The sequence below is a fragment of the Leptospirillum ferrooxidans C2-3 genome (genome assembly GCF_000284315.1).
Classification (GTDB): Bacteria; Nitrospirota; Leptospirillia; order Leptospirillales; family Leptospirillaceae; genus Leptospirillum; species Leptospirillum ferrooxidans.
Map to the genome: position 1 here is coordinate 2,274,596 of NC_017094.1, position 14,375 is coordinate 2,288,970.

A 14,375-nucleotide genomic window follows, 5' to 3' on the forward strand; every position below is an offset into this window, starting at 1 on the left:
GGAGCCCGTGATCAAAGAGCCTGTCGATCTGGTCACCGGGGCAACTTCCCCTGTCGGGCTTGCCATCCTTGACGCCCTGACAGACAGAGGCACCCCTCCGGTCGCAACAGGGCGATCGCATCACAGGCCTCCATCCGTTCCCGAACGCTGCGACTGGCTCACACTGGACCTTCTCTCTCCGCTCCGGCTTCCCGAAACGCCCCCCTGGAAAGAGCGTGGACTCAGAACCTTCTACCACCTGGCCCACCCCACCTTCCATCGTCATGAACAGGATCCCTTCTCCCTATTGCCCGCTCTCAGGGGAGTTCAGGAACTTCATCAGGAGATCCGTCCCCATCTTCAGAAAGGGTCAAGCCTTCTCTTTCTCTTGCCGGATCTCGATCGTCTGGCCGTCTCCGGCTACATCTCCGCGAGAATCTACCTCGGCGCGTTAAAGGGACTGATCCGGCAATGGAAGGTCGAGCTTGCCCCAGAAGGAATCTTTGTGGGGGGGCTGACGATGATCCACGTCCCTGGACACACGACTCCAAACATGAACCCTGCCATCCTGGAGAAACTGAAACGTTCCTCCCCCATGGGAAGACTGTTCACAGGGACAGAAGTCGCCCATTTTTTAATGACGCTTGCCCATTTTTCAGAAATGGGCACATCATGGCCATCAGATCTTCTGATCAGTCTCGACTCCCAGACTCTTTTTTGTCCATAAAAACATCATTGCCCATCTTCTTTTTCTATTTGAAAGATAGAAAAAGCCCCAGAATCATTCCTGAAAAGCCCATATCTTTTTTTGATATCTGAACCGAAAGACTGTGCAAAGCTTGACATTTTCCCTGACTGATAAGACAATCCCATCAATTGAATTATCTGCTCAAACATGATTGAATCCAATGGGGATGATCAAAGCAGATTCGTGCATGGGTGGGAAAGTCACTGATGTCATTTGCCGATTCTTCTGAACACGAGATCGAACCTGAAAGAAAAGTCGGAAAACTCAAAGCGTTTCGATTTTTTGGAGCCAGACGGGAATCCAAAAAACGCGCAAGAGCGCTCACACTGGGCGGGAATATCCTCGTATTGTGTCTGGGGAATATCTGCCGAAGTCCGGTCGTTGAAACCCTTCTCAAAAAAAGTCTCCCGGGAGAGCTCTTCCAGATTCGCTCCAGGGGGCTTCTTCCACTCGATTCCCAACCGTCCCCGGAGGATTATGCCAAACAGGCCAAAAGTCTTGGCGTGGATCTTTCCGACCATTTGTCCAACCCCATTTCCGCTGAAGACATCTCATGGGCAACCATTATCCTGATCATGGACGACTCCAACAGGGAGGGGCTCAGGAGATATGGGGAGATGGCACTTTCCAAGGTGGTCTGGCTTGGTGCATGGGATCCCTCCGGCGACATCGTGATCCCGGATCCCTTTCGTGAGCCTCCACAGACCCAGCGGCAAATCATCACCCGGATGAAGAGGGTTTCTTCCCATTTCACAGCATGGCTGATTCATACCGTGAACAGCCATCGTAACCAGATCTCCAGACCATGAAGGATTCCGGATCGATGAACGGTTCTACCGGAAGATCCATGACAGTCCGGCTCTCTTTTTGACCAAAACGGCCTGCCCCGGCTTTCGGACCGGCAGGCCGGGCAATCTTCTTCGATCATGAGGAGGCTTCATGTGCGGCATTTTTGGCTATACAGGAACCAGACGGGCGGCTGAAACCGTCGTAGACGGCCTTGAAAAACTGGAATATCGCGGATACGATTCCGCGGGAGTCCTGGTTCTTTCCGAGGGCGATCCGGTTCTGGTGCGAACGGTCGGCGCAACCCGGGAGCTCCGGGAGCGAATGGGAAAACAGCCGCCTCCGGGACACACCGCCATCGGACACACCAGATGGGCCACCCATGGCCAGCCTTCAGAGAGAAACGCCCACCCCCACCGCTGCGGGCAGGTCTTTGTCGTCCATAACGGCATCATTGAAAACGATTCCGAAATCCGCCGGGAGCTTCATCATGTCGGAACAGCCTTTTCATCCGATACCGACAGCGAGCTCATCGGCCATCTGATCGACCGGAACATGACCTCCGGAATGGATTTCAAAACCGCGGTCCTCGCCACTCTTCCCAGACTTTCAGGGACCTATTCCTTTCTGGCCGTCACCGACCGTTCGGACTCTCCCGTCATCGCGGTGCACATGGGATCTCCCCTGATCATCGGAAAAAATGCGGAGGGCCTTTTTCTCTCCTCCGATGCCCATGCCTTTCCTCCCGAAGTCTCCGAGATCCTCCCTGTCTCCCGGGGAGATGTGGTCATCCTCTCTTCGGGGAAACCGCCCGAATTCCTTCTGGGAGCGGGTCAGGAAAAACCCTTTCAGAGCTGGTCCGTCACACCCGAAACCCAAGGCAAGGGGATTTACCCCCATTACATGTTGAAAGAGATCCATGAACAACCGGGCGTTGTCAGAAATCTCCTCGCCGGTCTTCTCGAAAAAACCGATGGACATCTGAAGATTAACCTCCCGGAACGGGTCTCCAGAAAGCTTCACAAGGCCCGACGCATCCTGATCATTGCCTGCGGGACATCCTTTCACGCCGGCCTGTTTGGAAAATATCTCCTGGAGTCCATCGGGCTGGTCTCCGTTTCGGTGGAGGTCGCCTCCGAGTTCAGATACCGCCATCCGGTGGTCGACCCCGAGCGGGATCTGGCCATCCTGATCACCCAGTCCGGAGAGACCGCCGATACCTTGAGCTGTCTCAGGCTCTTGAAGGAACTGGGGGTTCCCCAGATCGTCCTGACCAATGTCGAGGGAAGCACTGCGGTCCGGGAAGCCGATGATGCCATGTTCCTCCTGGCGGGCCCGGAACTGGGCGTCGCCTCGACAAAAGCCTTTCTCGCCCAGATCGTCTACATGATGTTTTTTGCACTGGAGCTTGGTCTCAAGAAACCTCATCCGGAACATTCGAACGCACACATTTATTCGATCCTGGATGAGTTTTTCCGCATCCCGGCCCTCATGGAAGAAACGCTCAACCTGTCCCCTTCCATCCGGGATCTCGTCAAACCGTTTACCCATCTTCCCTCCACCTTGTTTCTGGGACGGGGACGGGACTATCCACTGGCCCTCGAAGGCGCCCTGAAACTCAAGGAGATCTCCTACATCCATGCCGAAGGCTACCCCTCTGGAGAGCTCAAGCACGGGCCATTGGCCCTGGTCTCGGACAGCATGCCGGTCTTCGCCCTGGTCTCGGGATCCGAGCTTCTTCCAAAGATCCTCGGGAACCTGAAGGAGGTTCACTCACGAAGCGGCATCATCATCTCGATCGCGCCAGCATCTTTAAAGGGTGCGCTGACCGATGTCGTGAACCACCAGATCCTTCTTCCTCCGGTCGGGGACTTTTTCCTTCCCCTTCTCTCCACCATCGTTCTTCAGTTCATCTCTTACCACATGGCAGACCTGAAGGGGTTCGATGTCGATCGTCCCCGGAATCTGGCCAAGAGCGTCACCGTCGAATAAAACCAACCAAAGGATGGACAGATGAGCCTTATCGACAAGATTGTTTCCAGAAAAGCTGTAGTCGGCGTGATCGGATGCGGGTATGTTGGTCTCCCGCTTGCGGTTGAGTTTGCCAAAAAAGGATTTCAGGTCATTGCCTTCGATATCGATGCTCCCAGAGTCGACCAGATCAACAAGGGAGACTCCTACATCCCGGATGTTCCCTCCTCCGAGCTGTCAGAGGTGACAAAGTCCGGACATCTCATCGCGACGACCGACTTCAAGAAGCTCAAGGATGTCGATACCGTCTCCATCTGCGTTCCGACTCCTCTGAGAAAGACCCGCGACCCGGACATCTCCTATATCGTCAAGTCTCTGGAATCCATCGTCGCCAACAGGAAAGAAGGCCAGCTCATCGTCCTGGAAAGCACGACCTATCCCGGAACCACCCGGGAGGTCATGCTTCCCGAGCTTGAAGAAAAAGGGAAATACAAGGTCGGACAGGACTTCTACCTGGCTTTTTCCCCGGAGCGCGTCGATCCGGGAAACCAGACCCATTCCATCTTCAATACGCCGAAGGTTGTGGGCGGAATCACCCCGACCTGCACCAGGGCGGTTTCCGAGCTCTATGGAACGATCGTCACCAAGGTCGTTCCCGTTTCCTCCCCGGAGTCGGCCGAGATGGTGAAGCTTCTGGAAAACACCTTCCGGTCGGTCAATATCGGACTGGTCAACGAACTGGCGCTGATGAGCCATATCCTGAACGTGAACATCTGGGAGGTGATCGAGGCCGCGGCGACCAAGCCGTTCGGCTTCATGCCCTTCTTTCCGGGACCGGGTCTCGGCGGACACTGTATCCCCATCGATCCCCACTATCTCTCCTGGAAGGCCAAACAGTCGGGATTTGAAGCCCGGTTTATCGAGCTTGCGGGTGTCGTCAACGGCGCCATGCCACACCATGTCCTCACCCGGGTCAACGATGCGTTAAACGAGCATTCGAAATGCTTGAAAGGCTCAAGAATCCTGATCGTGGGCGTGGCCTACAAGAAAAACGTCAACGACCTCCGGGAATCCCCCGCACTCGACCTGATGGTTCTTTTGGAACAAAAGGGAGTCATTCTCGAATACACCGATCCCTATATCAGCTCCTTCAATCTTCTCGGGAGAGAATTTCATTCGGCCAACATCGCGCCGGGAACGGACCTTTCCCGCTTCGATGCGGCCATCGTCGTCACCGACCATACAAACGTCGACTATCTGGGGCTGACACAGCGCCTTCCGGTGATCGTCGATACCCGGAATGTCTTCAAGGGGATCACCAACTCGAAGATCTTCGGATTGTAAGAAGAAATATTCTTTCCAGGAACAGGAACCGATCGACGGGACTCATCAAAAAAGAAGGGGAGAGAGAATCCTCTCCCTTTCTTCAGTCAACTGCTGACAAAACAGGAGGCTTCATGGCCGGAAACACCATGCTCATTACCGGAGGCGCTGGCTTCATCGGCTCGAATATCGCCAGAAAACTTCTCGCCGAAGGAAAAACCGTCGCCATTCTTGATAACCTCGCAACAGGAAAGCGCGAGAATATCGACGACATCAAGGCTCATGTCCGTTTCATCGAAGGGGATGTCAGGGATCGGGACCTTCTGAAAAAGATCCTTCCCGATGTCGAGGTGATCTTTCATCAGGCGGCGCTCGGATCGGTTCCCCGCTCCATCAAGGATCCCTTCGAAACCCAGTCCGCCAATGTCGATGGAACCATGGCCATCCTGTGGGAAGCCAAACATGCGGGCGTCAGGAGAGTGACCATTGCCGGTTCGTCTTCTGTCTACGGGGATGCGCCGGGGATGCCCAGGGTCGAGACGATTGTGCCGTCCCCGCTTTCGCCCTATGCGTTGACCAAGATGAGTCAGGAGCATCTCGGCGCCATTTTTTCAAAAACTTATGGGCTTGAATGTGTGACGCTCCGGTATTTCAATATTTTCGGACCCTTTCAGGATCCCCAGTCGGAATACGCGGCGGTGATTCCCCGTTTCATTACCAAGATCATCAAAAATGAACCGATCACGATCTACGGCGACGGACTCCAGTCCCGGGACTTTACCTTCATCGACAATGTCGTGTCGGCGAACTTGCTCGCAGCCCGGACAAAAACCGGGATCGGACAGGCCGCAAATATCGGCTGTGGCGCGCAATTCACCCTTCTGGACCTTGTCGAAGAGTTGAAAAAGCTGCTGGGCAAACCGAATGTGGCCATTGATTTTCAGCCACCGAGGGCCGGTGATCCGAGAGAGTCGAGAGCCGATATCAAAAAAGCGGAAGAGCTTCTGGGCTATCGCCCGCTTGTGGATTTTTCCGAAGGACTAAAACGCACCGTTGAATGGTTCAAGGCCAGAACATAGGATCAAGATGAATCTACAAAAAGATATGGTATCCGGAGCGACGTTTTCATCTGAAAAGAACCTCCGGGCCACTTTTGGAGTCTGGAAACAATGATCCGGATTTTCAACCACTACGTCTCCCTGACAATTCTCTTTATTGCCTTCGGGGACTTTCTGATCCTTACCGGGACCTTCCTGGGTATCCAGGCGATCGGAGACAGCTCACAGAGCCTTTCCCGATCGATCGGGTCGATTGCGGGGACACCGTCGATTCTTCTGGCATCACTCATCACCGGAGCTCTGGGAATATTGTCCCTGTTCATTTCGGGGCTGTACGACTTTACCCATTTTACGGACTCGAAGGAATTCAAGATACGACTTGCCGTTGCGATCATCATGATTTTCTTCTTTACAGAAATGATCCATATCCTGTTTTCCCCTCCTCATCCAAAGAAATACCTTCATATCATCGCCGTTTTCATTTCCATCGTGATCCTGGCCATCTGGAGAACCGCGGCGGTCAACTTCCGCTTCAAGGGATCCACCGAAAAGGTGCTCTTTCTGGGCAATGCCCACATTGCGAAGATCCTGTCGGAGATCAACCTCCAGAGGAATAATATCGCTGTGGTCAGGATCCTTTCCCAAGAAGAGCTTGCGGATTTTGATCTGGCGGATTTCATCTCGAAAAACACCGTTCACAGGATTGTTGTCGCGATGAATGACCGTCGGGGAAAACTCGATATTCCGAGGCTTCTCCATTGCAAGATGAGTGGGATCAAGGTCTGCGAATGGGGAACCTTCTATGAAATTCACGCTAACAAGATCGACATCATGTCGATCAATCCAAGCTTTCTGATTTTTGGGGAAGGATTCAGGCAGCCGAAGGTGCTTCGGCTGATCAAAAGAGTTCTGGATTCACTGATGGCTCTTGTCGTCCTGATACTGACCATCCCGCTTTTCATCATCGTGGCCATTGCCGTAAAACTTGAGTCTCCGGGTCCCATTTTCTATTCCCAGGAGCGGGTCGGAAGATACAACAAGCCTTTTCACATCTACAAGTTTCGATCCATGGTCACTGATGCGGAAAAAGGCAATAGCCCGGTATGGGCCAAAAAGAATGACTCCAGGATTACCCGCGTGGGACAATTCATTCGAAAGACCCGTCTTGATGAACTGCCACAGCTCTTGAATATCCTGAAAGGCGAGATGAGTTTTGTCGGGCCGCGTCCTGAACGGCCTGTTTTCGTCAAAGAGCTTGAGGAAAAGATACCATTTTACTCCCAGCGTCACATCGTGAAACCGGGTCTGACGGGATGGGCCCAGATCCGCTACGAATACGGGGCTTCGATAGAGGATGCCTTAAAGAAACTGGAGTACGATCTTTACTATGTGAAGAACATGTCCATTTTTCTGGATATCATGACAATCATGGAAACGGTTCATGTGGTTCTCTTCCGAAAAGGAAGCAGGTAGTCATTCGTGAGCGGGCTCCTTGTCCCCAGACGATTGCTCCTTCTAAAAGTTCTTTTAAAAGACAAATATTACCTTCTTGCAAGTCACCCACATTCTTAGACCTTAGGGTTTATAAAAAATAATTGTTACTAATAATAGATTTTGCCATACCCTCCACTCTTGAGAATAATCTGATCGCAGACCGATTCAACTTGCTGGCGTGGACACTGGATGAACGGTTGCGTCAGATTGTGTGCTCAGCCGAAGCCAAGGTTTTGGGCCATGGGGGTGTCATGACCGTCTCCCAGAACCACCGGGATTTCGCGGTAGGCATTCATGTCGGGTGAAAGAGTTGGAGGAACGTCCCAAAGAACAGGAGGCGTCCGCGCTGACTATCCGGCGTCCGTGGGACGGATAAAAAAGTGGACGCTCTTGACCCCACACTCATGGCCGATCTGAAGTCGCTCGATGAGCCAATATGCGAGGATACCCCGAATCGCCTCTTAAGTGGACGCCCAAAAGCCGGCGGCGACTAGCCAATGTTTGCTTGAAGCGGGGGTAGCCGGTCATTTCGGTGTATACCAAGAAGAAAGAGCTCATCGGCCCCTTCAACAACAAAGGACGTATGTGGAACCCACAGGAATAGTCCGAAAAGGTGAATGCTCATAACTCCATTGGCAACTATCCCAACGCAGGGTGGAGAACGATCGCAATTATCTCCCCGGAAACCCGAACGCATCTCGGAATCCGGCACAACCGGTTCCTTTATGTGCATACCCCCAAAGCCGTGGCTTACTCAATCTGGTGCAACCCTATTTTCGAAGATGAGCCGACCTTTCTTCAGCACATCCGGATTGCTTCCTTGGTTGAGCTGAAGGAACGGATCCTCAAAGACGTCCAATAAATCAACGTAACTCCGTGATTCATCGCTCGGAGAATTTTGACGCTCTCGAATCTGAAGCTAAAGTGTACATATTTTTGGGTTCTTTTTACTAGAGTTAAGTATCCACGATAGAGTCCCTGTGGAATCAAAGAAGTTCACAACAACTGCGGAGATTGTTCATGTTTCAATTCAGTCAAATCGAATTTGAAACAGTGCCCAAAAGAAAGGTAAAGATAAGAGATAGGAATCCCGACTGTAATTGTTCAGGATGTTTTTTATCAAGACCGCAGAAAAAAGGCAAAAGAAGGGAAAAAATTGAAAAGGCCCTTTTCTTGGATTATATCCAAGGGAAGGGCCTTTCCGTAACAGCGTAATAATAAAGAGGACTTATATTGTCAAACCGTTCTCTTTGCGTCTGAGAATCATGAAAGCGAGAAGAGCGAGGCCACTACCAAGAAGAACTATAGTGGAGGGCTCTGGGGTTCCAGGAACAAACGTTTGGGTAGACCCGGAGATACCACCACCTTCGGCAGAAAAGCTACCCAAGGAATAACTATAGGCATTTGTCGCCAAGAAAATTTGTGGCGACACCGTTCCCGCTCCCATCTCAGCAGTCCATTGATCAGCCTCTGACTGAATCGATCCATTGGTGGAAACTACGATACCGGATCCGGTCAAGCCCGAGAAAAAATTGTCAACAGTAGGCAAACCAGATACGCTCGAAAGATCCGTACCGATTGCCGAATAGCCAGTTGGCGTCCCGTTGCTGGAATTAAATCCACCACCCAGCAACCAAGGGGTTTCATTTGACGGATTGTTCAAAAGAGCCAAAGAAACTTGGTTTGGACCAACCGTGTTAGAGGCAGTCACATCAAACTGATAAGTAAATACCAGTTCACCAGGAGTTGCACCTGACATAGTGGCTCCTTGGCCGATTTTAAAAACCTGCGACAAGAGTTGCCCACTAAAAGAACCCACACCGGCACCTGATGCAGAGTAGTTAGAAAGGCTCGAAGCTACAAGCTGCAAATTAAGGGTCGAAGAATTATAAAATGTCTGATCATAAGGAAGAGCGTTACTGTTTGGATTGTTAGAATTTTGAGGCACATTAAACCCATTGATCGATCCGTATCCTGCCGGAAGCGTTGGAAGGGGATTTGGGATTGTATTTCCGAATGTGCTTGCATTTGTATAGGATTGGGAGAATGTGAGTCCGCTGGTCGTGCTGTAATTCACAAGTGAAGAATCTGCTGTGCCATTTGCGACAACATTCTGCGTTCCAAGATAACCCGCCCATGCGGACTTGGCGGTTGTTCCGAGACCAACGGTCAAAGCCAAGGCCAGACCTGCTGTGATCGTGATTTTTTTCATTCTGTTCATCTATGAGATCTCCTTATAAAGATTGACTGACTCTCTTGAGTCAGGAAAAAGGGAACACGCCAATCTTAAGCAATGATTGTGCCAGACAAACCAATCAATAGACCCCATCCTCGAGCATCACATCAAATACAATCAAAACAAGAATAAAAAAAATTACAGAGCCCCTTTTAACGCCAACTCCCTCATTTTTGGCCACGACAAACTGTCAGCTTTTTTTTCAGTTGGAAAATTTCTCGACATTTTCCTTTACACCCCAAGGATCGAGAGTCTACATGCCGTGTTCTTCAAAGACACAAAGTAAGAAGGCTCGCCACTGGAAGATCGATGGGAGATGGGTTGAGACAAGGAATTCGGGGGAAAGCGACGGAATGATACCGCCGCTTTAAGACGTTAGGGAGTGATCATCAGTTCGAGGCAAAAATAGACAAAGGCATCAAAGAAGAGACAGAAGACGCAATCTGGACACCAGACTCTTCTTTTTTCAATATCTCATCAAAACGCCTGACAATACCAGCCTCTTCAAAGCTATTAAAAAAATAGCGATAGAGAGATCGATCCTGACCCAATGGAGATTCATCTTCTTCCACAGGTTCTCCATGAATCCTCGCAATTTGGTCATCCACATATGAAAAATCCGAGTGAATCAAGACAGCAGTGACATTCGCTCTCTTACAAATCCGCCCGGAGGCAATCCGATTCATGCCCAGCATTTTTTCATAAAATTGAGCATGCCGGGGAATAACCTCAAAAACGACTCCGGAATGATTGAACATCCTAGAGGCATAAAGCATGGCCACGTGAAAAAGCCCTCCTAGAACTTTTCTTGATTTCACCTCAGGCAAAACAGCCAAACAGGTAAACTCACAGACCTTCCCCCTCGTTAAGCGAAGAGATGTGATTTCATCCCTATAAGCCTCTTCTGCAAAAAGTCCTTCGTGAGAATCAAGTCCAACTGTCACCGTTCCAACAAGACGACCATATCCATCGTGAGCGACAAAAGTAGTCAGTCGGGAGCTCTCTTGCAAGACATTATCTGACCGAAACTTTCTCCAAGAATACATCTTCCCGATCAGATCCCTAGCCGCTTTCTTTTGGTTTTGAGTATTTGCAAGACAGATTGTGTAGGAACCCTTGTGTCTCCTCTCCCCCTCTGTTCCAACCCTTCCAATACCATCAGAAGACATCTTCTGTTCAAGATCACCATGGCGATGGGATTCATGGAAGCTGACGACAAAATTCTCACTCATTTCGGGACGAAACCCGAAAAATATCTCTTGGGCCGCACCAAAGAAGTTCATCATTTCAAGTTCCCCCATGATTGAAAGCCACTTCCAGATGAACCGCCAACAGAGTCAGACAGGGCGGCTATTTCTTAAAATCCGGAGCCATTCCGGACCTACCCCAATTGAGGGCTATCGTACAGAAAAAATCCACGGACACAATGACGTAGATCACAGCTGAAAAGAACCCGAACAGGACGGAAGCATTCTCCATGAGAAAAGCATCGAATCAATCAAGGAAAGATCAAGAAATACCGTCTGATTTCAGAGGTCATTCCGGAAAAGATCATGGCAAGGGAAAAGAGCGTACACAAAATGCAAAAGATCGGAAAAGTCCAGAGTGATCAGCGGAAAATCCCCCAGCCTCAGCATTGAACTTTTCATAAAACTGGCATTTCTTTGTCCTGTAGCGACACCGCAAAAATGGACATTGGCGATTTTTGCGGCTTGGGCATGCATCTCCGTATCACCCACATACAGGTCAGGGCATAGCTTCTGCAGGATCCCCCCTTTTCCGAACCATCGCTTTGATCTCTCACAACCAGAACCCTGCTGAAATATTCCAAAAGCCCCAGATAAGAAAGCTGTTGCTCCAGAAGAAAGAGGTTCTTCCTCGCACTGATGACGACCATCTCGAATCCCTGCCTCTTCAGTGTGACAAGAAGTTCCAATACCCCCGACGATCCAGTGTCAAAAAAAGGTCTTCTCGATAGACCGTTCCCACAACTCTCTGACCTCGTTAGCGGCAAGTTTCGGGAACCCCTAGGCAACCAGCGCCTTTCTGCTTGAAAGCCCATTCTGCTTGTAATCACAATGTTCGTCCAAATCGACCTCCTGTCAATTGTTCAATGCCTTCAGCGCAACTTTCAGAACTTCCAGCTGCCCTTTCCCGGCATGTAATGAGTGTACCGTCGACATCAAAGGCCAACAGGCTCATTTCTGGATCTCCGTAACAAAATCGGAATATTGCCTCACCACATAAGCCTGACCAGTAAACTCCTTAAAAAAACCACCGATGGAAGCGTCCGGAGCCATGAGCCTCTGGATAGTGGCTCCAAAAAAATCCGAACCGACCATATAGCTTATGGACGAACCCGCTCCCAGACGCGGGTTCAGATCCGTAACAAGCCATTCATCAATCGGTCCAAGCATGACCTGAAAGCAGAAGCCGTAAGCCCCCCTGTGTCAGGATAATTGTCGCATGACTTTGAGGAGTCTTTGAGGAGAAGATTGATCCAAAACCAAGCAGGCGAGGAGAGAAAACATGGGTCAACAATACGCATTGGAATTCAAGGAAACCATCGTCAAGAGAATGCTTTCTCCTCAGAACGAATATATCCCCACCTTGTCCCGGGAAACAGGGATTCCTGTTGATACTCTTTATACCTGGAGGACAAAATATCGATCCCCCTGGCGGTCGGCTCACCATAACCGGCCCGTCGGACCCGCCATGCTCTGACAGGCGGGACTGCATTTCATGGTAGTGGAAAGGAACACACTCTGGGTTCCCTTTTCCATTAAGTCTACGTCGCAAATACTTCCCGTCGGAAGTTACAAGCAGAGATCCCGCCTGGGGAATATGAAAAAACAGAACAGGTTTTCAGAGAATCATGAACTCTTCCACACGACAGGCAATAGCAGGATGTGTTCTGCTCCCGATCATTGCCGCCACGCGGAAGGGGTCGGTCCCGGAATCTCCATGATGAGGGCGGGCTCCTATGACCGATCCATCGCCTTCGACTCCGACAAACAGATATTCCCAATCATGATCTTGGCGATGGGCCAGACAAACCACTGCCTCAACTAAATCCGTGTCGTTCAAGGGCCTAGAACGTTCTCCCTTGAATTCCACGTTGACCGTTTCACCCTGTCCGATCATATTCCGGACCTCTTCTGGAGTCACAGCCGCCTTTCCCAATGAAACAGATTTCCCTTTCGCTTTCGAGGACGCTCACTATCAATTCCTTATTTCCAATTGCGAAATGACCTTTCTCTTTAAACTGATTCTCATACTTTCAACCACCCCTCCCCCTGTCCATCAAGTACGCACTGGGAGCTCTACCGTCCACCTCGGAACATATTTCATCATCTTCGGCGCAGCCTTCGGATCGTAGGGAAGGATTGCGCCTGGGCTTACGGCTTCCCTGATTAGCCGGGCAGCCAAGGCCATATTCCCGTTTGACATATTTCAAGCAAGCATTTTGTGCCAAAATGAAAATTTCAGGGATTTATTTTTGAGAGAATCACTCTAAGGCGGCTTACAATATGGTAGGCACGGGCGGTTTCGAACCGCCGACCTCTACCGTGTCAAGGTAGCGCTCCACCCCTGAGCTACGTGCCTAGATTGAGGTATGGGGATCATCAGGAGAGATGCTTAGAAATGCTCAGTAAAAACACCAACAAAAATTCTCCAGACGGAAAAATACACGCCCTGATGGAAACTGTCAAGGGCTAATGATCCTAAAAAGAGAATAAGTGTTCCTCAACATCTACCAGAAGAGGCCTCTGAATTTCTTCTGATAGCAAGGAAGAAGTCTCTTAATCCATCTGCCATGGCAGCATCAATCCCATCATCCCTTCTTTTTTAAAGGATTTCCCTCACCTGCTGCGACGCCCGACTACTCATTCAAGTTCAGAGTATTCAGGTTATTCGTATGATGGGTTGAAAAATAAGGATGATAGCCCCGAATACGGCTTTTTTTGAAACAAGTCCGGGCGGCCTTGAGATTCGATAGGCTTCCGTAATCGAGCGTCATGACAACCAGATGCGGGTTGATCTTCAGCGCCCTCACCGCAAATTGGTTGTCCCGTTGACGGACCCATTTTTTCACATACACATACCGCTTTTTACGGAAAGAATACTGCCTGCAGAAGTCCTCATAGAGCTCCCCTGAAACATCCGGAGCGATCTGTGGAAGGATCCCCAACCCCCGGTTCACGATAACAGGGTAAAGAGGGTAATATTTGTGTATCTTTCGAAGAAGTGTGATCAGTGCGATCTTCATCCCCTTGTACTTTTTGGGATGATGTTTTTCCAGAATGATCGGAGAATCGATCGTATCGAGAAAGATCCCGGAAAATCCCTTTTTTTGATATTCCGGAATAGCCTTGTACAGAATAAATTTCTGCCAGAGTGGATTCCTCACATCGACGATTCCGGTCTTCCAGTCGGGATTGGTTCCGACAACCAGGTTGTGTTTTTTCGCAAACGTCGCCTCTTCCCCATCCCCAACAACTTCTCCGACACTGAAATATCCGAACAAAAGTGTGTGCTCCAGTCTGGGAGGATTTTCCTCATAGGGAAGGATGACCAGAGAAAACTGGGACAGCTCCTTGGGTGAAGGCATCGGAGCCCAGAGCTTGATCCCGTAATTCTGTCCCGGCTTGAGGATCTCCCCTGAAAAGGCAAAAGAGGGAATGGCTCCTGAAAAAAACAACACAAAAGCAAACCATCCCACAAGAAGTCCTGTCCCTGAGAATTGTCCCTGACTTCCCAAATATTTCATCCATTTCTC

Annotated in this window: 16 protein-coding genes, 1 tRNA gene and 1 pseudogene; 9 read left to right on the forward strand and 9 right to left on the reverse strand. The window is 50.3% G+C overall.

Going from position 1 to position 14,375, the window contains the following annotated elements; genetic code table 11:
- Positions 1-7: 7 nt before the first annotated feature.
- Positions 8-706 (forward strand): hypothetical protein, encoded by a 699-nt coding sequence (locus tag LFE_RS11425; RefSeq protein WP_014450378.1) that lies wholly within the window; start codon positions 8-10, stop codon positions 704-706.
- A gap of 5 nt (positions 707-711) precedes the next feature.
- Here LFE_RS11425 and LFE_RS14185 read toward each other — a convergent pair whose 3' ends face one another.
- Positions 712-876 (reverse strand): hypothetical protein, encoded by a 165-nt coding sequence (locus tag LFE_RS14185; protein ID WP_014450379.1) that lies wholly within the window; start codon positions 874-876, stop codon positions 712-714.
- A gap of 57 nt (positions 877-933) precedes the next feature.
- Between LFE_RS14185 and LFE_RS13310 the strand changes: the two genes are divergently transcribed.
- The 7 genes and pseudogenes from LFE_RS13310 to LFE_RS11455 all read left to right on the forward strand — a co-directional run bounded on the left by LFE_RS13310 (position 934) and on the right by LFE_RS11455 (position 8,221).
- Positions 934-1,536: an arsenate reductase/protein-tyrosine-phosphatase family protein gene (locus LFE_RS13310; protein WP_148272646.1), complete on the forward strand. Its 603-nt coding sequence runs from the start codon at positions 934-936 to the stop codon at positions 1,534-1,536.
- Between the two features lie 130 nt (positions 1,537-1,666).
- On the forward strand, positions 1,667-3,505 hold the full coding sequence (gene glmS / locus LFE_RS11435; RefSeq protein WP_014450381.1) for a glutamine--fructose-6-phosphate transaminase (isomerizing): 1,839 nt from the start codon (positions 1,667-1,669) through the stop codon (positions 3,503-3,505).
- 21 nt (positions 3,506-3,526) lie between these two features.
- Positions 3,527-4,828 (forward strand): nucleotide sugar dehydrogenase, encoded by a 1,302-nt coding sequence (locus tag LFE_RS11440; protein ID WP_014450382.1) that lies wholly within the window; start codon positions 3,527-3,529, stop codon positions 4,826-4,828.
- A 113-nt stretch (positions 4,829-4,941) separates the two neighbouring features.
- The gene (locus tag LFE_RS11445) at positions 4,942-5,886 is read left to right on the forward strand and encodes an SDR family oxidoreductase (protein ID WP_014450383.1); all 945 of its coding nucleotides are present in this window, start codon (positions 4,942-4,944) and stop codon (positions 5,884-5,886) included.
- 90 nt (positions 5,887-5,976) lie between these two features.
- Entirely contained in the window at positions 5,977-7,338 is a 1,362-nt protein-coding gene (locus tag LFE_RS11450) for a TIGR03013 family XrtA/PEP-CTERM system glycosyltransferase (RefSeq protein WP_014450384.1), read from the forward strand.
- 134 nt (positions 7,339-7,472) lie between these two features.
- Positions 7,473-7,957 (forward strand): annotated as a pseudogene (locus LFE_RS13800) (ISAzo13 family transposase); the annotation flags it as partial.
- A 15-nt stretch (positions 7,958-7,972) separates the two neighbouring features.
- A complete protein-coding gene (locus LFE_RS11455; protein WP_014450386.1) occupies positions 7,973-8,221 on the forward strand; it encodes a hypothetical protein in 249 nt (82 codons plus the stop codon).
- Between the two features lie 366 nt (positions 8,222-8,587).
- Here LFE_RS11455 and LFE_RS11465 read toward each other — a convergent pair whose 3' ends face one another.
- The 5 genes from LFE_RS11465 to LFE_RS11485 all read right to left on the reverse strand — a co-directional run bounded on the left by LFE_RS11465 (position 8,588) and on the right by LFE_RS11485 (position 12,012).
- Positions 8,588-9,580, reverse strand: coding sequence for a PEP-CTERM sorting domain-containing protein (locus LFE_RS11465; RefSeq protein WP_014450387.1), 993 nt, complete (start codon positions 9,578-9,580; stop codon positions 8,588-8,590).
- Between the two features lie 404 nt (positions 9,581-9,984).
- Positions 9,985-10,896, reverse strand: a complete 912-nt coding sequence (locus tag LFE_RS13315; RefSeq protein ID WP_014450388.1) for an N-acyl amino acid synthase FeeM domain-containing protein — start codon at positions 10,894-10,896, stop codon at positions 9,985-9,987.
- Positions 10,897-11,240: 344 nt separating this feature from the next.
- Positions 11,241-11,531 carry a hypothetical protein gene (locus LFE_RS11480; protein WP_041774454.1) on the reverse strand — a complete coding sequence of 97 codons (291 nt, stop codon included), beginning with the start codon at positions 11,529-11,531 and terminating at the stop codon, positions 11,241-11,243.
- A gap of 137 nt (positions 11,532-11,668) precedes the next feature.
- On the reverse strand, positions 11,669-11,797 hold the full coding sequence (locus LFE_RS14585) for a hypothetical protein (protein ID WP_269763948.1): 129 nt from the start codon (positions 11,795-11,797) through the stop codon (positions 11,669-11,671).
- The gene (locus LFE_RS11485; RefSeq protein ID WP_014450390.1) at positions 11,794-12,012 is read right to left on the reverse strand and encodes a hypothetical protein; all 219 of its coding nucleotides are present in this window, start codon (positions 12,010-12,012) and stop codon (positions 11,794-11,796) included. The genes LFE_RS14585 and LFE_RS11485 overlap by 4 nt, the downstream gene beginning before the upstream one ends.
- A gap of 112 nt (positions 12,013-12,124) precedes the next feature.
- Here LFE_RS11485 and LFE_RS11490 point away from each other — a divergent pair, with 112 nt between their 5' ends.
- Complete coding sequence (locus LFE_RS11490) at positions 12,125-12,319, forward strand: transposase (protein WP_014450391.1); 195 nt, start codon at positions 12,125-12,127, stop codon at positions 12,317-12,319.
- A gap of 141 nt (positions 12,320-12,460) precedes the next feature.
- Here the strand turns inward: LFE_RS11490 and LFE_RS11495 are convergent, their stop codons facing one another.
- The 3 genes from LFE_RS11495 to LFE_RS11505 all read right to left on the reverse strand — a co-directional run bounded on the left by LFE_RS11495 (position 12,461) and on the right by LFE_RS11505 (position 14,366).
- On the reverse strand, positions 12,461-12,763 hold the full coding sequence (locus LFE_RS11495; protein ID WP_148272647.1) for an AlbA family DNA-binding domain-containing protein: 303 nt from the start codon (positions 12,761-12,763) through the stop codon (positions 12,461-12,463).
- Positions 12,764-13,126: 363 nt separating this feature from the next.
- Positions 13,127-13,201, reverse strand: a tRNA-Val gene (locus tag LFE_RS11500).
- A gap of 277 nt (positions 13,202-13,478) precedes the next feature.
- Positions 13,479-14,366: an endo alpha-1,4 polygalactosaminidase gene (locus LFE_RS11505; RefSeq protein WP_014450393.1), complete on the reverse strand. Its 888-nt coding sequence runs from the start codon at positions 14,364-14,366 to the stop codon at positions 13,479-13,481.
- Positions 14,367-14,375: the final 9 nt, after the last annotated feature.